Below are 19,207 nucleotides of genomic sequence, written 5' to 3' on the forward strand. Positions count from 1 at the left end.
TTGCGCACTGCCGACCGTCTGCACGCCCGGCAGCGTTTGACTCATTGCCCAAGCACGCCGGGCTGTACCTGGCCATCGCGCACGAACGGAAACTTCACCGCGCGCAACGGCACCTGCTTGCCGCGGATGTCCACGCGCAGGTCGTCGATGCTGCCGGCCGGCACGCGCGCGAACGCGATCGCCTTGCCGAGCGTGGGCGAGAAGGTGCCGGACAGGATCTCGCCTTCGCCGCTGGCGGTGAACACGCTCTGGCCGTGCCGCAGCACGCCCTTCTCATCCATCACCACACCGATGAGTTGACGCGGCGCGCCCTGCGCCTTTTGCGCTTCGAGCACTGCGCGACCGATGAAGTCGCGGCCTTCGTCCAGGGTAATCGTCCATGCCAATGCAGCTTCGTAAGGAGTGACCGCGTCGTCCATGTCTTGCCCGTAGAGATTCATGCCTGCCTCCAGACGCAAGGTATCGCGCGCGCCCAGACCGGCCGGCTTGACGCCTTGCGCGAGCAGCGCGTTCCAGAACGCAACCGCCGCGTCCTGCGGCAACACGATTTCGAAACCGTCTTCGCCGGTGTAGCCGGTGCGTGCGAGGAACAGTGCGATGCCATCGCGCGAACGCGTCTGCAGGGCGGCGAAACGGCCGAGCTTGCTGGCTGCAGCGCTGTCTGCAGGATCCACCAGCTCGATGACCTTGGCGCGTGCGTTGGGCCCTTGCACGGCGATCATCGCAAAGTCGCTGCGCTCTTCCACGCGCACATCGAAGCGCGCGGCCTGCTCGCCGATCCACTGCAGATCCTTTTCGCGGGTGGCGGCGTTGACCACCAGGCGGAAGAACTCTTCGCTCATGAAATAGACGATCAGGTCGTCGATCACCCCGCCCTGCGGGTTGAGCATGCAGGTGTACAGCGCCTTGCCAGAGACCTTGAGCTTGTCTACCGAGTTGGCCAGCAGGTAGCGCAGAAATTCGCGCACGCGCGCGCCGTGCAGATCGACCACGGTCATGTGGCTGACGTCGAACATACCGGCGTCGCGACGCACCTGATGGTGCTCGTCCAGCTGCGAGCCGTAATGGATCGGCATGTCCCAACCGCCGAAGTCGACCATCTTGGCGCCGAGCGCACGATGGGTGTCGTTGAGGATGGTCTTCTGGGTCATGCGCGCCGGTCCAAGGGAAAGAGGACCATTATCGCCGCCCGGCCGCGCTTGCGGGAACGGCGTGTTCGCCGCGCCGCAGCAATTTACGCGGCCATTCCTGCGGGCTGCCATCGAGTCCCTGCATCCGCACGTTGCGATGATCGGCGCCGTCGCCAGCGTGGCGCTGCATCAGCCGCACTACCTCGCCATGCGCGCGATCAGACGCTGCGCGGCGAAAACATGATGATGGCCATGCCAAGCAGGCAACAGGCGGCGCCCAATAGATCCCAACGCGTCGGCGTCACCCGGTCCACCCACCACAACCACAACAAGGCGCTGGCGATGTAGACGCCGCCATAGGCCGCATACACGCGCCCGCTGGCCTCGGGATGCAGGCTCAACAACCACACGAAGATGGCAAGGCTCAACGCGGTCGGCAGCAACAACCAGATGCTGCCGTCTTTGCGCAGCCATAGATAAGGTAGATAGCAACCGACCAGTTCGGCGACCGCGGTGGCTGCGAACAGCAACAGCGTGGTCGCTGCGGAATTCATGCGCGGTCTGGCTTGTCGAAATCTTGCTTGTTCAAATCTCGCTGGTTGCGGTCTGCCTGATGCGGGTCGGAGGCATCGAGACCTTGCTCGCCGACCACTGACTGATAGGTGGCAGGTTTGCCAGCGACCAGCTGGCCGAAAGCAGCCGGTTCCTCGCCTCGCTCGCCGCGCTTGACCTGTTGCCACAGCGCTTCCTGTTGGTCCAGGGACAGTGCTGCCAGGTTGGTGTCTACGGTCTGCGCCAGCGCTTCCATGGCGCGAAAGCGGCGCTCGAATTTGAGATTGGCGTGGCGCAGTGCGGCGCCCACATCGACCTTGGCGTGCCGGGCCAGGTTGGCGCAGACAAACAACACATCGCCAAGCTCGTCTTCCAGCCGTGCCTGGTTGTCGGCGACCGGGCCGCGTGCGAACTCCACGCGCAACTCTTGGATTTCTTCCTGCAGTTTTTCCAGCATCGGTGCAGGGTTGGGCCAATCGAAGCCGACCCGCGCCGCGCGCGACTGCAACTTGGTGGAGCGTTGCCACTCCGGCAGGCCGCGTGCGATACCGGCAAGTGCGGAGTCGTCCTGATGGCCGGCTGCACGCCGTTCTTCGCGCTTGATCTGCTCCCAGTTGGCGCTCACGGCCTGCGCGCCGTCGAGCTGTTGATTGGCGAAGACATGCGGGTGGCGACGCACCAGCTTGTCGCTGAGTGTGGCGACCACGTCGGCAAAGTCAAATGCGCCCTGCTCTGCTGCCATCTGTGCATGGAAGACCACCTGCAGCAGCAGGTCGCCCAACTCGTCGCGCAGGCCCGTCAGGTCGTTGCGATCGATGGCGTCGGCGACTTCGTAGGCTTCTTCGATCGTGTAGGGCGCAATGCTGGCGAAGGTCTGCTCCACATTCCAGGGACAGCCGTGCTGGCGATCGCGCAGACGCGCCATCAACTGCAGCAGACGCTGGATGTCGCCGGTGGGCGGGGTCTGAGGCATAGCGACGCTCATACCAGCCAACTGCGCCACGGCAGATTCGGATCGCCCAGCGCGATGAAATCACCGTTGAGCAAGGTGTCGCGGCGGTTGTAGCGGAACGGCTTGCCGGAGCCGCCCGCCAGCAATACGCCGCCGGCGGCATGCAGCACACACTGGCCGGCAGCGGTGTCCCACTCGGACGTGGGGCCGAAGCGTGGATAGACGTCGAGATCGCCTTCGGCGATGCGGCAGAACTTCAACGACGAGCCCTGCGCCACCACATCGATCTCGCCCATGCGCTCCAGTGCGGCCGCGGTGCGCGTGTCGCGGTGCGAGCGGCTGGCGGCCACCCGCAATGGAGTAGCGGCGGGCGTGCGCGTCTGCAGCATTTCGTCGCGGAGGCCATCGCGGCGGTAGGCATTCTCGCCACGCGCCGCGTACCAGACCCGGCCATCGACCGGCGCCTGCACCACGCCGAGCACGGGCGCGCCCATGTGGATCAGCGCGATGTTGACGCTGAACTCGCCGTTGCGCTTGACGAACTCGCGGGTGCCGTCGAGCGGGTCGACCAACCAGTAACTGGTCCAGTACTGGCGTTCTTCCCAGGCGATGTGCGCGGATTCTTCCGACAGCACCGGCACGTCGGGCGTGACCCGGTGCAGCGCATCGACGATGACGCGATTGGCGGCCAGGTCGGCCTGGGTCAGCGGGCTGGCGTCGTCCTTGATCTGCACCGCGAAGTCTTGCGCGTAGACCTGCATGATCGCCTCACCCGCCTCGCGGGCGATGGCGATCACGGTTTCGCGCAGTTCCATCGGAATGCGGATCATGGATTGCGCTCCAGCCACTCGCGCGCAATGAACAGGGCAGCCAGCGAACGGCCTTCGGAGAAATCGTCGCGCAGCATCAAGTCGTCCAGACGGGCAATCGGCCAGGGAATCACTTCCATCTCTTCGGGCTCGTCGCCAACCAGCCGTTCGGGGTAGAGATCGCGCGCCAGCACCAACCAGGATTGGTGACTCATATAAGTAGGAGCGAGCGTCATCGCGCGCAACACCTGCACCTGGCGCGCGCCGTAACCGGCTTCTTCCTTGAGTTCGCGGTCGGCCGCCTGCTCCGGCGTCTCGCCGGCATCGATGCGGCCCTTGACCAGACCCAGTTCGTAGCGATGCACACCGGCGGCGTACTCGCGCACCAGCAGCACGGTCTGCGCATCCAGCATCGGCACCACCACCACCGCGCCGTGGCCCTGGCTGAGTTGGCGTTCGTACAAGCGGCGCTCGCCGTTGGAAAATTCCAGATCCAGTTGCTGGCGACGGAACGGCCCGTCACCGAGATCGGTGATCTTGTGGATGGTCGGCAGACGCGGGCTCATGCGTGACACGCAGCGGCTGAGGCGACCGATAGAATAGGCGGATGCATCGACATGTTCATGAGCCCGAAATCCTAGCAGACCCGGCAGCCTCTCAAGCTGCCGAACATTGGCGGCAACGCGATCTTGAGGTGCTGTGGCACCCCTGCACGCAGATGCGCGAGCACCCGCACACACTTCCACTCGTGCCGATCGCACGTGGCGACGGGGCGTGGCTGGTCGGCTACGACGGCCGCCACTATCTGGACGCGGTCAGCAGTTGGTGGACCAACCTGTTCGGCCACACCGAAGCGCGCATCGGCGCGGCCATCGCGCGCCAGGCCGGCGAGCTGGAGCAGGTGATGCTGGCCGGCTTCACGCATGCGCCGGCGGTGCAACTGGCCGAGCACCTGTTGGCGATTGCGCCACGTCAGGCCGGCCGCGCGCCGCTATCTAAAGTGTTCTATGCCGACAATGGGTCGGCCGGCGTGGAAGTGGCGTTGAAGATGGCCTTCCATTATTTCCACAACCGCGGCGAGCATCGCCGCACCCGCTTCGTGGCCCTGGAAAACGGCTACCACGGCGAGACCATCGGCGCGCTGTCGGTCGGCGACATTCCGCTGTACCGGCGCGTGTATGCGCCGCTGCTGCTGGAATCGATCTTTGCGCCTTCGCCGGATGCGTATCTGGCCGAGCCCGGGCAGAGCGCAGAAGACTATGCGCTGCAGGCCGCCGATGCGTTGCAGGCGTTGTTCGAACGATCGCCCGGCGAGATCTGCGCACTGATCCTGGAGCCGCGCGTGCAATGCGCAGGCGGCATGCGCATGTATCACCCGGCTTACCTGCGGCGTGCGCGCGAACTGTGCGACGCGCATGGCGCGTTCTTGATCGCCGACGAGATCGCCACCGGCTTCGGCCGCACCGGCACCTTGTTCGCCTGCGAGCAGGCCGGTGTCATGCCCGACCTGCTGTGTCTGTCAAAGGGATTGACCGGTGGCTTTCTGCCGTTGTCGGCGGTGCTGGCCACGCAGCAGTTGTACGACGCGTTTCTCGATGATTCGCGCGAACGTGCGTTTCTGCATTCGCATAGCTACACCGGCAATCCGCTGGCCTGTGCGGCGGCACTGGCCACGTTGCAGATTTTTGCAGACGACGATGTGATTGCGCGCAACCAGCACACGGCCGCGCGCATGCGCGCACTGGCCGCGCAGATCGGCGAACACCCCGCCGTGGCGGACGTGCGCCAGGCCGGCATGATCGTGGCGTTCGAGCTTACCCAGGGAGGCGACAAACGCACGCCGTTCCCGGCAGCGGCGCGGGTGGGCCTGAAGGCCTATCGCGCGGCCCTCGACAAGGGCGTGGTGCTGCGGCCGCTCGGCGATGTGCTGTACTGGATGCCGCCGTACTGCGTGGACGAGGCACAACTTGCGCTACTGGCTGCCACCACCCGCCATGCCATCGAGGAGGCCGTTGCATGCGCCTGACCCGCTCGCATGTCGCGCTGCCACTGCACTGCGATCAAGAGGTGACGCTGCCCGAAGAGTCAGCCAATCACCTGCTGCGTGTGCTGCGGCTGCGCGAGGGCGATGCCTGCATTCTGTTCAACGGCGATGGCAGCGACTACCACGCACGCATCACGCTGGCCGGCAAGCGCGAGGCACGCGCACGGGTGGAACGTGCGCAGCCGCTGTGCAACGAATCGCCGTTGTCGATCACCTTGATCCAGGGGATCGCACGCGGCGAGAAGATGGATCTGATCCTGCAGAAGGCGACCGAGCTGGGGGTTGCGGCGATCGTGCCGGTCAACGCCGAGCGTACCGAGGTCAAGCTGGATCCGGCGCGGATGGAAAAACGCGTGACGCATTGGCGCAGCGTGGTGATCTCGGCCTGCGAGCAATCCGGGCGTGCACGCGTGCCCACGGTGGCTACGCCACTGGGCCTGCTGGACGCGGCGCAGACCAGCGAGCCGCATGCGTTACGGCTGACCCTGGACCCGCATGGCGAGCATCGCCTGGCCACGCTGCCGGTCGCCGCGCAACAGGCTGTGATCGTCGCGATCGGGCCGGAAGGCGGCTGGTCGCCGCGCGACCGCGCAATCCTCGGCGAGGCCGGTTTCAGCGGGTTGCAATTGGGTCCACGCATTCTGCGCACCGAAACCGCAGGGCTTGCGGCGATTGCGGCGCTGCAGTCGCGGTTTGGGGATCTATAGGGCGGCGATGCTGCGGGTCATCTGACGCTCGCTCTACATCGTAGGAGCGCCCTTGGGCGCGATGAAGCGTTATCGACAATGCCCATCGCGCCCAAGGGCGCTCCTACGGGACTGCGGAATTGGTCGGCTCGGTGCAGACAGATTGCTGCACCGAGCGATGCGCGATGCTCAGCGCCCGTGCTGCAAAAACCAGCTGGCGGCGCCGATCACACCGAGCTGGCCGTGTTCGACGATGCTGACCGGCACCTGCTCCAGCGCCGGACGCAAAGCGCCCTTGTCGAGCAGGCGCGCGACGAAGTCGCTTTCCGCGATGAAGGTGGCGATCTGCGGCAGGAAGCCGCCAGCCAGATACACACCGCTGCGCACGCCGTACAGCAGGATCATGTCGCCGACCACGCTCCCCATGAAACCGCAGAACGCCTGCAAGGCATCGCGTGCCAACGCGTCGTTACCGGCCAATGCGGCGGCGGTGACATCGGACGGGCCGGCGTGTACGGCCGGCTCGCCGCGCAGTGCGGCCAGCGCGGTATAGAGATTCAACAAGCCCGGGCCGGAAAGCAGATGTTCGGTGGCCACGTGCGTGCGCGTGCGGCGCAGTTGCTGCAGTAACGCCACTTCCAGATCGCTGGCTGCAGCCAGTGCGGCGTGGCCGGCTTCGGTCGGCAATACCACCGCGTTGGCGCCGTTGGGAATCCACAACGCTGCGCCCAACCCGGTGCCTGGGCCCAGGATCAGCGCCGGACCCGCTGCACCTTGCGGAGGGCCAGACAACTGCAGGACCTGATTGCCGACCATGTAATTGGCTGCATAGGCGACCGCTTCGAAATCGTTGACCAGATGCAAGGCCTGCATGCCGAGCTGGCTGCGGATCTGCTCCGGTGCCAGCACCCACGGAAGATTGGCGGTGATCACGCTGCCGTCTTCCAGCGCGTAACCGGCGCTGGCGATGACGCCGCGCTTCACCGGCGCGCAGCCCAGCTCCGCAAAGAATGCCGACATGATCTCGGCTAGTCCCGGGTAATCGGCGCAGCGGTACTTGCGGTAGTCCAGCACGGTGACCGGCTTGCGTGGATCGATGCTTTCGCACACCAGCGCCAGGCGCACATGCGTCCCGCCTACATCTGCGGCAACGAAGGTTTCGGTGCGCGGAAAAGACACCGCGTCCATTGGGCTGCTTGCGCTCACGCGTTCTCCTGATAAATGGCAGCGGGCCGGTGTCATGCCCCGTTGGCCGACGAACGGTAACGGGTAGACAACGTTGTCAGCAATCGCCCTGTAACGCAACCGTCGCGATCACGATTTATGCAGAGCGCTGTTGATTTCATCATCCACCAAAAATCCGCATCTGTGACAGCGATTTCCGCACAAATCAGCGGCGAGACGCATTGCATTGCGAATTCACCATAGAAACAGCGAATCGCGACGCGCACGGTCTCACGCCGTGCCGCGCACCTGCATCGGCGCAAACGGAACCCTGTCGCAAATTTGCTGCATTGCAGCGCAATCGCAGGCGCTTCAGAGATCTGTGACGATGTGTTGACAACGCTGTCAACGCTACGCGAGACTCGATCCAAATCAGGGTTCTGGCAGGAGGGGCCATGGACTGTTCGGGACTGAACCTCGGGCCATTCCCTCGCCTGCCGATTCCGGATTCGTGAGTGGTGCGTCACCCGACGTTCGACTCGCTGAAGTCGCATTCGCCACACCGCTTCACCACACGGGGGACACCTCCTCTACCACGCGAATCGCCTGGACCCGCTTCTCACGACGCGTGCCAGCGCAATCACCGCGATCGGTCAGGGCGTGTTGTTTTGCCGGCCACGCCGAGCGCGTTGCGCCCCACTACGGGTCAGGCGCGCTCAAAGCACTAACCAATGAGGTTTAGCCATGCACAGCCGCACCACGACGTTAGCACTCTGTATCACCGCCGCTCTGTACTGCTCCGGCTCTGCCATGGCTGCCGGACAAGAACAGCAGGCCACTCCCAGTGCGCCCTCGGCCACCACCGAGCTGGACACCATCACCGTCACCGGCTACCGCGCGTCGCTGGAGAAGAGCCAGTCGGTCAAGCGCTCGGCCAACTCGATCGTCGATGCGATCAGCGCCGAAGACATCGGCAAGTTCCCGGACATCAACGCTGCCGAATCGCTGTCGCACCTGCCGGGCATCAGCGTCGACCGCCAGTTCGGCGAAGGCGAAAAGGTCAGCATCAACGGGACCGACCCGGCCTTGAACCGCGTGCTGCTCAACGGCCAGACCATCGCCTCGGGCGATTGGGGCGGCAACCCGACCGACACCAGCGGCCGTACCTTCAACTACACCCTGCTGTCGCCGGAAATCATCGGCCTGATGGAGGTCTACAAGACCCCCGAGGCACGCATCGACGAAGGCTCGATCGGCGGTACCGTGATCGTGCACACCCGCAAGCCGCTGGACCTGCCCAAGAACACCATCCGCGGCTCGATCGGCTACAACTACAACGACCGTTCGGAAGAAGGCAATCCGCGCGGCTCGGCGCTGTGGAGCTGGAAGAACGACGACGAGACCTTCGGCGCGTTGATCTCCGCCACGCACGACAAGCAGGACCTGGCGCGCGCCGGTATCGAGTACTTCGGCTACACCACCGGCCAGGGCATTCCGCCAACTGCCACCATTACCGGCGACGGCAGCGATGTGGCCACCGCACGCGTGCCGGCCGGCATCAGCAGCGCGTTCTTCCAGCAGACCCGCGAACGCAGCGGCCTGCAGGGCGCATTGCAGTGGAAGCCGAACGAGCAGAACGAATTCAACCTGACCGGCCTGTACATCAAGGGCAAGTACAACAACTTCAGCCAGGCGCGTTACGTGTGCCCGGCGTGTAATGACGACCGCCAGAAGATCACCAGCGCCAATGTGGAAAATGGTGTGGTGACCTCGGCCACGGTCAGCGATGGCGCAGCCGGTCAGCCGTACGCGCAGCTGGATGCCAACTACCGCGAGAGCACCGTCACCACCAAGAGCCTGAACCTGCGTCACGACTGGTCCGGCGAGAAGTGGGTGTTCACCAGCCAGATCGGCAGCACGCAGGCCACCGGCGGCAAGAATCCCGAATACCTGATGAAGTTCCTGATGCAGGACGGCGGCTACAACTATGCCTTCGATGGTCAGAACACCGCGGTGAACTACGACAACGGCGGCGCCTCGAACTGGGTGTTGCCGGGCAATCCGGCAGGCCTGGCTCCCGGCCAGCAGGGCAATATCCCCGGCACCAACACCGGCATCATGCAGGCCGGCGGTATCGCGTACCAGAAGAGCAAGGACGAGGAAAAGTACTTCCAGTGGGATGCCTCGCGCGACCTGGAACTGGGCCCGTTCACCAAGCTGCAGTTCGGCTACAAGTACATCAACCACAACAACGGCGTGGACGCACGCGGCAACCGCATCAACTCCACCGACGCGGTGTCGCTGACGCAGTTCAATCCGGGTAGCACACCGAGCAGCCTGTACGACGGCCTGGGCGCCAGCGGCGACCTGACCACCTGGCCGACCGCCAGCCTGAACTCGGTGCGCAATTATCTGTTGTCGCAACCGCAAGGCCCGTACCGCACCGATTTCGGCGCCTCGTTCCAGGTCAAGGAAATCACCCAGAACGTCTACACGCAGTTGAACTTCGAATCCGGCCAGTGGCGCGGTAACGTGGGTGTGCGCCTGGTCGACACCACCGACAAGTCCGAGTTCTGGCAGAGCAACGATGGCGGCACCAACTTCGACCGTGTGGCCGAGACCAACGACTATCGCAAGGCACTGCCGAGCTTCAACATCGCCTACGACATCACCGACGACACCGTGCTGCGCTTCTCGGCAGCCAAGGTCATCGCGCGTCCGCGCTACGCCGATCTGGCCGGCACCTTCACCATCAACAGCGGTACCGGCGATCTGACTGCCAATGGCGGCAACCCGGATCTGAAGCCGTACGAATCCACCAACTACGATCTTGCGGCCGAGTGGTATTTCGCCCCGTCCAGCATGTTGTCCGGTGAAGTGTTCTATCGCGACATCAGCTCCTACATCGTCAGCACCACCACCAGCCAGCAGCTGAATCCGGCACCGCCGGCCATTGCCGGCCTGTATCAGGTCACCACGCCGGTCAACGTGTCGGACGCCAAGGTCACCGGCGTGTCGGTCAATTACCAGCAGACCTTCGGTCTGGGTTTTGGCCTGCAGGCCAACTACACCTTTGCCGAATCCGATTCCAGCTCCGGCTTGAACCTGCCGTACCTGTCGCGCGATACCTACAACGTGATCCCGTACTGGGAACACGGCGACTGGACGGTGCGCGTGAACTACAGCTACCGCTCGAAGTACTTCACCCAGATCGGTCGCCTGCAGTCGCGTGACTTTGCAGATGCCTATAAGCAGCTGGATTTGAACGCCTCGTATCAGATCACCGATTACATGGGCATCACCTTCGGTGCGACCAACCTGCTCGATTCCACCTATCGGGTCTTCAGCAACACCCGCGATACCCCCACGGCGTTCTACAAGAACGGCCGCGGTTATCAGGCCCAGTTGAACTTCAAGTTCTGATGTAGCACCGGCGCGCCACCGACCCTCCACGGTGGCGCGCTTTTTTTGAGCTGTGCGTTGCATGCAGCGCACAGCTCGATGTTGTACCAAGGAGTGGTACTGGCCACGCCCCTTCGCGGTTGAGGGAGCATGGCCAGGCCCGCTTTCGCCATCCACGTGCCGGCTGCACTGCAACCGACATGTCTCGCTTGAAGGAGTGCAGTTCCCATGACGACCGATAGCCGCCCCGCGGCTCCATCCCGCCGCCACGCCGGAGCTGCACCCAGAACGCGAATGCTCGCGCTCGGTCTGCTGCTTGCGTTGCCTGCTGCCACGCTCAGCGCGCAATCGCCCACCGCGCCAACCGCCACCACGCTCAGCCCCGAACAGATCGACCAGCAGTGGCTCAGCGCCACCGCCAAGTACGCACCCGAGCGCGAGCGGTTGGTGCGCGAAGCCGAAGCCGGCGCGCGCAAGGGCCCGTTCCGTCCCGACTGGGCCGCACTCAAGGCCTACCAGTCGCCGGCGTGGTACGACAACGCCAAGTTCGGCATCTTCATCCACTGGGGCGTGTTCTCGGTGCCGGCGTTCGGCAGCGAGTGGTATTCGCGCAACATGTATCTGCAAGGCTCCAAGGAATTCGCGCACCACGTGGCGACTTACGGGCCGCAGGCGAGTTCCGGCTACAAGGACCTGATTCCCAAATTCACCGCGCCCAAGTTCGACCCGAATGGCTGGGCCAAACTGTTCCGCGAGTCCGGCGCGCGTTATGTGGTGCCGGTGGCCGAACACCATGACGGCTTCGCGCTGTACGACTCCAAGCTCTCCGACTGGACCGCGGTGAAGATGGGGCCCAAGCGCGATCTGCTGGGCGAGTTGTCCAAATCGATCCGCGCGCAGGGATTGCACTTCGGGTTGTCCTCGCACCGCGCCGAACACAACTGGTTCTTCGACGGCGGGCGTAAATTCGATTCGGACGTCAATGATCCGCGCTATGCGGCGCTGTATGGCCCGGCGCAAGTGCGCCTGCCGGGCAAGGACGATGCCGATGTGGCCAACGATTGGACGCCGGTGTCGCAGGCCTGGCTGGACGATTGGTTGGCACGCACCACCGAGTTGATCGATACCTATCAGCCGGACCTGATCTATTTCGATTGGTGGATCGCCCACCCCACCTTCCGCAGCAGCCTGCCGACCATGCTGGCGTATTACTACAACCAGGGCGCAGCGCGTACCGAGGCCGATCGCGGCGTGGTGGTGAACTACAAGCTCGGCGCATTCCCCGAAGGCGCCGGCACGCTGGATATCGAGCGCGGCCAGCTCACCGGCATCCATCCCACCCATTGGCAGACCGATACATCGGTAAGCAATGCCTCGTGGGGTTACATCGAAAACGACACCTACAAGTCGCCGACCTTCATCATCCACATGCTGGCCGACGTGGTGGCCAAGAACGGCAACCTGATGCTCAACATCGGCCCGCGTGCCGATGGCTCGATCCCCGAGACCGAGCGCGGCATCCTGCTGGCCATCGGCAAGTGGCTCAAGACCAACGGCGGCGCGATCTACGACAGCAAGCCGTGGCGCGTGTATGGCGAAGGCCCCACCGAAGTGGTGGGCGGCACCTTCCAGGACGTCAAAACCAAGCCGTACACGGCCGAAGATTTCCGCTTCACCACCCGCGACGGCGCGCTGTATGCGATCGAACTCGGCTGGCCGGCCGGCGGCAAGGCGGTGATCCGCTCGCTCACACCCGCCGATGGCGTGCGCGGCGTGACACTGCTGGCCAATGGCAAGAAGGTGCCGTTCGAGCAGCAAGCCGACGGCCTGCATCTGAGCCTACCTGCCAAGCCGGTGGGCGAACACGCCTACGTACTGCGCATCGATCTTTCTTCCTCCACTCCCTGACGGATGCTGTTTTCATGAGCAAGCGATTGACCTGGATACTGCTCGCGCTGGCGTTAGCCTGCGCGCCTGCCTTGGCCAAAAACCCCACGGCGTTGTTCTATCTGATGAACACGCAGAAATCGACCAACTCGTTCATCGCCAACGTCGACAAGATCGATGTGGTGGTGCCGACCTGGTACGGCGTGGATCAGAACGGCCTGGTCAACGGTACCCCCAACACCTACCTGTACGACATCGCCAAGCAGAACAAGCTGCGGGTGATGCCGATCCTGTCGATGACCACCGGCCGCGACGGTTTCCACAAGCTGATGCACGACGAAGCGGCCAAGAAGCGCATGATCGAGTCGCTGCTGATCCACGGCAAGCAGCACAAGTACTACGGCTTTCAGTTCGATTTCGAGAACATCGCCTGGACCGATCGCGACGCCTACACGCTGATGGTCAAGCAGACCGCCGATGCGCTGCACAAGGCCGGTTTCAAGATGTCGGTGGCGGTGGTGCCGAATGCGCCGGGCCATGCCGAAGGCGGCCAGTTCTCCAAGTGGATGTGGGAATACTGGCGCGGTGCGTACGACCTGAAGGCACTGGGCCAGGCCGCGGATCTGGTCAGCATCATGACCTACGACCAGCACACCCGCTGGACCACGCCCGGCCCGGTGGATGGCATGGTGTGGATGAAGAAGCATCTGGATTACGCCATCACCCAGGTGCCGAAGGACAAGCTCTCGCTCGGCATCGCCACCTACGGCTACCGCTGGTACACCGGCAACCCGGTGAAGGAAGACGGCACCGAAGCGTCGAACATCGCGGCAACCTATATCGATGCCGACGAATCGTTCCCGCTGGCGATCGAACAGAACGCCACCGTGCAATGGGATCCGGTCGAGCAGGAATCGTGGTTCTACTTCTACCGCGACGACATGCGCGAGTGGGTGTTCCGCCCGGATGCGCGCAGCTTCAAGGCGCGCTACGACATGGTGAAGCAGTACGGTCTGGAAGGTTTCAGCTGCTGGGTGCTGGGCGCGGAAGACCCGAAGGTGTGGGACGAGTTGCCGAGCGCGCAGCGCTAAGAGCAACCAACAAACCTACTGCGCTCACTGCCAGGCGGGCGCGGTTCGGTGCTTGAATCGGGAACAGACACACGATTCCTGCATCGCCCGCGCCCGCGTTGCAGCTGCTGGCGAGAGTGCATTCGCCTCTCCCAACGCAGCACGCCCCCTGCGCGCACCCGAACGAAGCGTGCGCCAGTCCCTGCGTCATCCGGCATGGCTTTGCTACTGTGCGTGGCTGCCGTGTTCTCGCCGCCACATCGGGATGTGATTGCATGAAGTCGAACTCCGCACCTGGCTTGCGCTTGTCGTTATCGCGCCTGCTGTCGCTGCGCAAGCCATCATCGAGCATGGGGTCGTTGCGCATGCAGTCGTCGCGCCTGCTTGCACTGGCGTTCGCTGCGATGGTGCTAGCTGGTTGCGGCCAACGCGATGTAGCGAGCACGCCGGCTGCGGCCAGTCCCGGCAGCGCCTCGACACTGCCTGCGACCAATGCACCGCTGCCCCTGATTCCCGCCCCGGCCGAAGCCAGGCGCGGCAGTGGCAGCTTTCGCGTCGGCACCGGCACGGTGATCTCGATTCCCACCGGCAACGCCGAAGTACGCCGCAGCGCCGAGACGCTGGCCAGCCTGCTGCAACGCACCCGCGGCCTGACCCTGGAAGTGCGCACCGAAACCGACGCCTCGCCGCACAGCATCCGCCTGGAGCGCACACCGCAGGCACCGCTGGCGCACAAGGAAGGCTATAGCCTGGACGTGGATGCCAAGGGCATCCGCATTGCCGCACGCGATGGTGCCGGCTTGTTCTATGGCGCGATCAGCGCCTGGCAACTGATGACACCGGACGCGCGCAAGGGGGAGGTCGAGGTGCCGTCGGTGGCGATCCGCGACTGGCCGCGTTTCAGTTGGCGTGGTCAGCATCTGGATGTGGCCCGCCATTTCCATGACGTGGCCACGGTCAAGCATGTGCTGGATGCGATGGCCGCGCACAAGCTCAATGTGCTGCATTGGCATCTCACCGACGACCAAGGCTGGCGCATCGAAATCAAGCGCTATCCCAAGCTCACCGAGGTCGGCGCATGGCGCACCCCGCCCGGTGCCGGCCGGCACGGCACACCCGAGCGTTACGGCGGTTTCTATACGCAGGAACAGATCAGCGAGATCGTTGCCTATGCGGCGCGTCTGCACATCACCGTGCTCCCCGAGCTGGACATGCCCGGGCATGCGCAGGCCGCGGTGGCGGCGTATCCGGAAGAGGTGGGCGTGCCCGGCCAGCGCACGCAGGTCGGTGTGAACTGGGGCGTCAACCCGTATCTGTTCAACACCAGCGAACGCAGCCTGAGCTTCATCACCAATGTGCTGGATGAAGTGCTGACATTGTTCCCGTCGGCGTATATCCACATCGGTGGCGATGAGGCGGTCAAGGACCAATGGGAAGCCTCGCCTGCGGTGCGCGCGCAGATGCGCAAGCTCGGGGTCAAGGATGCGCACGCGATGCAGGGCTGGTTCAACGCACAGCTGGCGCAATACCTCACCCAGCACGGCCGGCGCATGATCGGCTGGGATGAAGTTCTGGAAGGCGGCGTGCCGGCCAGTGCATCGGTGATGTCGTGGCGCGGCATCGAAGGTGCCGTGACGGCGGCAAAGCAAGGTCACGATGTAGTGCTTGCACCAGGCGACTGGCTGTATCTGGACAATCTGCAGACCACGCGCAGCGACGAGCCCAACGGCCGCCTGACGATCCTGCCGCTGTCGAAGGTCTACGCGTTCGACCCGGTACCAAAAGAACTCAGCGCCGAGCAGGCCACGCATGTACTCGGTGCGCAGGGCGCGTTGTGGTCCGAATACATTCCATCGAAGTGGCATATCGATCACGCGCTGTTCCCGCGCCTGTCTGCCGTTGCGGAAGTGACGTGGTCGCCGGTGGCTGCGCGCAACTGGAAGGGCTTTCTGACGCGCCTGCCGGCGCAATTGCAGCGCTACAAGGCGCTGGGCATCGACTATAGCGACGGTGCATTCGCTGCCGATATCGCACTGGAATCCGGCCCCAATCCCGTGCTGGCCGGTGGCCCGGCCAAGGTGGCGCTCCGCACCCAGACTGGCGCAGGTACGCTGCACTACACCACCGACGGCAGCGATCCCTCGCCGGCATCGCCGCGCTATGAGGCGCCGTTTACGATTCAGCTGCCGACCACGGTCAAGGCCACTGCATTCGAATCCGATGGCACAGCGCTGGCCGCCACGCGCAGCCGCACGTTCGATCGTGCCGGGTTGTTGCGCGTGGATACGCAAGGCCTGCGCGACTGCGTCGAAACGGGGGCGCTCGGCCTGCGCTTGCCGCTGCTACCGGAGATGACCGCTGCCGATACGCCGGTCTACAACGTCGATCTGTTCCATGCCTGCCGCCTCTATCCGCAGGCGCGCCTGGACGGCATCGGTGCGATCAGGGTCGAGGCCGCACGTCTGCCGAACAACTTCGGTCTGGCCCACGAGCAATCCAAGGTCGTGCAGTACCCGGCCAAATCGCGCGGCGGCGAGCTGGAAGTGCGACAAGGCTGCGAGGGCGAACTGCTGGCCAGCGTGCGTCTGCCCCAGGGCGACAGCGTGGGCGAGCAGCTCACCCTGGAAACCCCATTGCCTGCACGCACCGGCGTCCATGATCTGTGTCTGCGTTTCACCGCACCGATTCGCGGCCCGTTGTATGCCATCGGCGCCGTCGAGTTGATTGAAACCACCGCGCAGGCGCCCCCCGCCGCCACGCGCTGATCCATCCAAGGAGAGTCACCCATGCCCCTGTCCCGTCATCGTTTCGTCCCCACCCCCGCCCGTCTCGGGCTTGCCCTGGCCTTCGCCATCTCGCAGGCCTGGGCCGCGCCGCCCACGGCAACGACCCTGGACACAGGCTGGCAGGTGCGGCTGGTGCCGGGTCAGGAACAGGCCAAGACCTATCCGAAAGCGGCGGCTTGGTTGCCGGCGCAGGTGCCGGGCGCGGTGCAGACCGATCTGATCGCCGCCAAGATCGTGCCGGACCCGTTTTACCGCGACAACGAAGGCAAGATCCAGTGGGCGGGCCTGAGCGATTGGCAGTACCAGACCCACTTCAACGTCGATGCGGCCACGCTCAAACGCGAGCATGTCGAACTGGTGTTCGACGGCCTGGATACCTTTGCCGAGGTCACCCTCAACGGCAAGCCGCTGCTCAGCGCCGACAACATGTTCCGGCAGTGGCGCGTGGACGCCAAATCCCTGCTCAAGCGCGGCGACAACCTGCTCGAGGTCAAGCTGTTCTCGCCGATCAAGAAGATCCAGCCGTGGTTGGCCAAGCAGCCGTACGCGCTGCCGGGTGCCTACGATTCGGCATTCGGCGACGAGCCCGAGTCGCGGCACAGCTCCACCTACGTGCGCAAGGCGCCGTACAACTTCGGTTGGGATTGGGGCCCGCGCATGGTCAACGCCGGCATCTGGAAGGATGTGCGTGTGGAAGCCTGGGATGCGCTGCGCGTGGATGGGCTGCATATCGCCCAGCAACGTGTGGATGCCGAGAGTGCGCAGTTGCAGGCGCAGCTGGAACTGCAGGCCGGCCGCAGCGGCCCGGTGCAGGTGACGCTGGATGTGCTTGGGCCGGATGGGAAGAGTGCCGGCCAGTTCACCCAGCAGGCGGTGGTCGACCCGGGCCGGAACCGCATTGATCTACCGGTGCGCATCGCCCAGCCCAAGCGCTGGTTTCCGGCCGGCTACGGTGCGCAGGACCGCTACACCTTCGTGGCCAGCGTGCGTGATGCCGATGGCGACAGCCAGCAGATCAAGCGCATCACCGGCCTGCGCTCGGTGGAGCTGCGCCGCGAAAAGGACAAGTTCGGCAAGAGCATGGAAATCGTGATCAACGGCATCCCGATCTTCGCCAAGGGCGCCAACCTGATTCCGCTGGATGCGTTCCCCGCGCGCGTGAGCCCCGAGCGCATGCGCAGCACCCTGCAGGATGCGCGCGATGCCAACATGAACATGCTGCGCATGTGGGGCGGCGGGCATTACCAGGACGACCATTTCTACGAGGTGGCCGATGAACTCGGCATCATGATCTGGCAGGACTTCATGTTCGGTGGCGCGGTGCCGCCGTACGACGTGGAGTTTCGCGAGAACACCCGGCAGGAGGCGATCGAACAGGTCAAGCGGCTGCGCGATCACCCCAGTATTGTTCTCTGGTGCGGCAACAACGAAGTGCAGACCGGCTGGGAAAACTGGGGCGACCGGGTCAAGTTCAAGCAGTCGGTGGATCCGGAAGAACGCACGCGCATCGAGCGCGGCATGACCACCTTGTTCGGCACCGTGTTCCGCGAAGTGGTGGCCACCTACGACAGCGACGTGCCGTACTGGTCCACCTCGCCGGGCACCAACTTCGACGGCGCCGCCGACCAGGCCACCGATGGCGACATGCACTACTGGAAGGTGTGGGGCGGCCCCGCGCTGCCGGTCACCGAATATCTCAATGTCACCCCGCGCTTCATGTCCGAATACGGCCTGCAGTCGTTCCCGGACATGCGCACCGTGCGTGCGTTTGCCGAACCCGGCGACATGGATCCGGAATCGCCGGTGATGCGCGTGCATCAGAAGTTCGACAAGGGCAACGGCAATAAGCGCTTGATGCTGTACATCCGCCGCGAATTCGGCGAGCCCAAGGACTTCGAAAGCTTCGTCTACCTGAGCCAGCTGATGCAGGCCGAGGGCATCAACCTGGCCGCCTCGCATCTGCGCGCCTCGCGTCCGCAATCGATGGGCTCGCTGTACTGGCAGCTCAACGATGTGTGGCCGGGTGCGTCGTGGTCCAGCGTGGATTACTACGGCCGCTGGAAGGCGCTGCACTACCACGCACGCAGGTTCTACGCGCCGGAGCTGATCGCTGCGCTGCGTAACGACAAGGGCCAGACCGAAGTGTCACTGGTGTCCGACCGCACCACCCCGCTGGCGGCCCGCTGGCGCATGCGCGTCATGAGCATGGATGGCAAGGTGCTGAGCAAGCGCGAAGAGAAAACCACCGTCAAACCGCTCAGCAGCCTGCAGGTAGGCGACTTCAGCGACAAGCAATTGCTGGGCAGCGCCGATCCGAAGCGCAGCTACGCAGTGTTCGAGTTGTTCGATGGCGAGAAACTGCTGTCGCGCGAAGTGGTGTTCTTCGCAGCGGCCAAGCAGTTGGCCTTGCCTGCCGCGAAGATCGACAGCCAGTGGCGCGCCGATGGCGATGGCTACGCGCTGACGCTGTCCAGCGACACGCTGGCGCGCGAGGTATGGCTGTCGTTCGGCGATGTGGATGCCACGCTGTCGGACAACGCCTTCGACCTGTTGCGGGGCGAGCCGTTGACCGTGCACGTGACCAGCAAGGCTGCGCTGGCGCAGTTGCAGTCCGCGCTGCAGGTGCGCGATCTGGCCAGCACGCTGGCTGGTGCACCGCCGGAGCCTGCCGAGACGAAGTAAGCCGCCGGAAAAAGCGTCGGCTGAGTGTCATTAAGCGCTGCCC

The 19,207-nt window shown here is 64.5% G+C and carries 14 protein-coding genes; 8 read left to right on the top strand and 6 right to left on the bottom strand.

Annotated features, from left to right (window positions below):
* Positions 1-41: 41 nt before the first annotated feature.
* The gene (gcvT, locus tag NYR97_RS01605; protein ID WP_316696295.1) at positions 42-1,151 is read right to left on the bottom strand and encodes a glycine cleavage system aminomethyltransferase GcvT; all 1,110 of its coding nucleotides are present in this window, start codon (positions 1,149-1,151) and stop codon (positions 42-44) included.
* Between the two features lie 61 nt (positions 1,152-1,212).
* Between gcvT and NYR97_RS01610 the strand changes: the two genes are divergently transcribed.
* Positions 1,213-1,374 carry a hypothetical protein gene (locus tag NYR97_RS01610; protein ID WP_316696297.1) on the top strand — a complete coding sequence of 54 codons (162 nt, stop codon included), beginning with the start codon at positions 1,213-1,215 and terminating at the stop codon, positions 1,372-1,374.
* Here the strand turns inward: NYR97_RS01610 and NYR97_RS01615 are convergent.
* From NYR97_RS01615 to nudE, 4 genes are read right to left on the bottom strand one after another with little or no spacing between them, the layout of a single operon-like run.
* A complete protein-coding gene (locus tag NYR97_RS01615) occupies positions 1,349-1,684 on the bottom strand; it encodes a YnfA family protein (RefSeq protein WP_316696299.1) in 336 nt (111 codons plus the stop codon). The genes NYR97_RS01610 and NYR97_RS01615 overlap by 26 nt on opposite strands.
* Complete coding sequence (gene mazG, locus NYR97_RS01620; RefSeq protein WP_316696301.1) at positions 1,681-2,655, bottom strand: nucleoside triphosphate pyrophosphohydrolase; 975 nt, start codon at positions 2,653-2,655, stop codon at positions 1,681-1,683. Before mazG ends, NYR97_RS01615 begins: the two co-directional genes overlap by 4 nt.
* Before the next feature lie 8 nt (positions 2,656-2,663).
* Entirely contained in the window at positions 2,664-3,464 is an 801-nt protein-coding gene (gene cysQ / locus NYR97_RS01625) for a 3'(2'),5'-bisphosphate nucleotidase CysQ (RefSeq protein ID WP_316696303.1), read from the bottom strand.
* Positions 3,461-4,009, bottom strand: coding sequence for an ADP compounds hydrolase NudE (gene nudE, locus NYR97_RS01630; protein ID WP_043889357.1), 549 nt, complete (start codon positions 4,007-4,009; stop codon positions 3,461-3,463). The genes cysQ and nudE overlap by 4 nt, the downstream gene beginning before the upstream one ends.
* A 41-nt stretch (positions 4,010-4,050) precedes the next feature.
* Here nudE and bioA point away from each other — a divergent pair, with 41 nt between their 5' ends.
* Both bioA and NYR97_RS01640 read left to right on the top strand, forming a co-directional pair.
* Positions 4,051-5,469: an adenosylmethionine--8-amino-7-oxononanoate transaminase gene (bioA, locus tag NYR97_RS01635; protein ID WP_316696305.1), complete on the top strand. Its 1,419-nt coding sequence runs from the start codon at positions 4,051-4,053 to the stop codon at positions 5,467-5,469.
* Complete coding sequence (locus NYR97_RS01640; protein WP_316696306.1) at positions 5,460-6,194, top strand: 16S rRNA (uracil(1498)-N(3))-methyltransferase; 735 nt, start codon at positions 5,460-5,462, stop codon at positions 6,192-6,194. Before bioA ends, NYR97_RS01640 begins: the two co-directional genes overlap by 10 nt.
* A gap of 168 nt (positions 6,195-6,362) precedes the next feature.
* Here NYR97_RS01640 and NYR97_RS01645 read toward each other — a convergent pair whose 3' ends face one another.
* Positions 6,363-7,361 carry a glucokinase family protein gene (locus NYR97_RS01645; RefSeq protein ID WP_316696307.1) on the bottom strand — a complete coding sequence of 333 codons (999 nt, stop codon included), beginning with the start codon at positions 7,359-7,361 and terminating at the stop codon, positions 6,363-6,365.
* A 720-nt stretch (positions 7,362-8,081) separates the two neighbouring features.
* Between NYR97_RS01645 and NYR97_RS01650 the strand changes: the two genes are divergently transcribed.
* From NYR97_RS01650 to NYR97_RS01670, 5 genes are all read left to right on the top strand, one after another.
* The gene (locus NYR97_RS01650; protein WP_316696309.1) at positions 8,082-10,760 is read left to right on the top strand and encodes a TonB-dependent receptor; all 2,679 of its coding nucleotides are present in this window, start codon (positions 8,082-8,084) and stop codon (positions 10,758-10,760) included.
* 207 nt (positions 10,761-10,967) lie between these two features.
* Positions 10,968-12,647 (top strand): alpha-L-fucosidase, encoded by a 1,680-nt coding sequence (locus tag NYR97_RS01655; RefSeq protein ID WP_205394111.1) that lies wholly within the window; start codon positions 10,968-10,970, stop codon positions 12,645-12,647.
* Between the two features lie 14 nt (positions 12,648-12,661).
* Complete coding sequence (locus tag NYR97_RS01660; RefSeq protein ID WP_316696312.1) at positions 12,662-13,717, top strand: glycosyl hydrolase family 18 protein; 1,056 nt, start codon at positions 12,662-12,664, stop codon at positions 13,715-13,717.
* A 254-nt stretch (positions 13,718-13,971) separates the two neighbouring features.
* On the top strand, positions 13,972-16,461 hold the full coding sequence (locus NYR97_RS01665; protein WP_425613024.1) for a family 20 glycosylhydrolase: 2,490 nt from the start codon (positions 13,972-13,974) through the stop codon (positions 16,459-16,461).
* A 21-nt stretch (positions 16,462-16,482) separates the two neighbouring features.
* The gene (locus tag NYR97_RS01670; RefSeq protein WP_316696314.1) at positions 16,483-19,164 is read left to right on the top strand and encodes a beta-mannosidase; all 2,682 of its coding nucleotides are present in this window, start codon (positions 16,483-16,485) and stop codon (positions 19,162-19,164) included.
* The last annotated feature ends 43 nt before the right edge of the window (positions 19,165-19,207 follow it).

The organism is Xanthomonas hydrangeae (genome assembly GCF_032697525.1).
Taxonomy (GTDB): domain Bacteria; phylum Pseudomonadota; class Gammaproteobacteria; order Xanthomonadales; family Xanthomonadaceae; genus Xanthomonas; species Xanthomonas hydrangeae.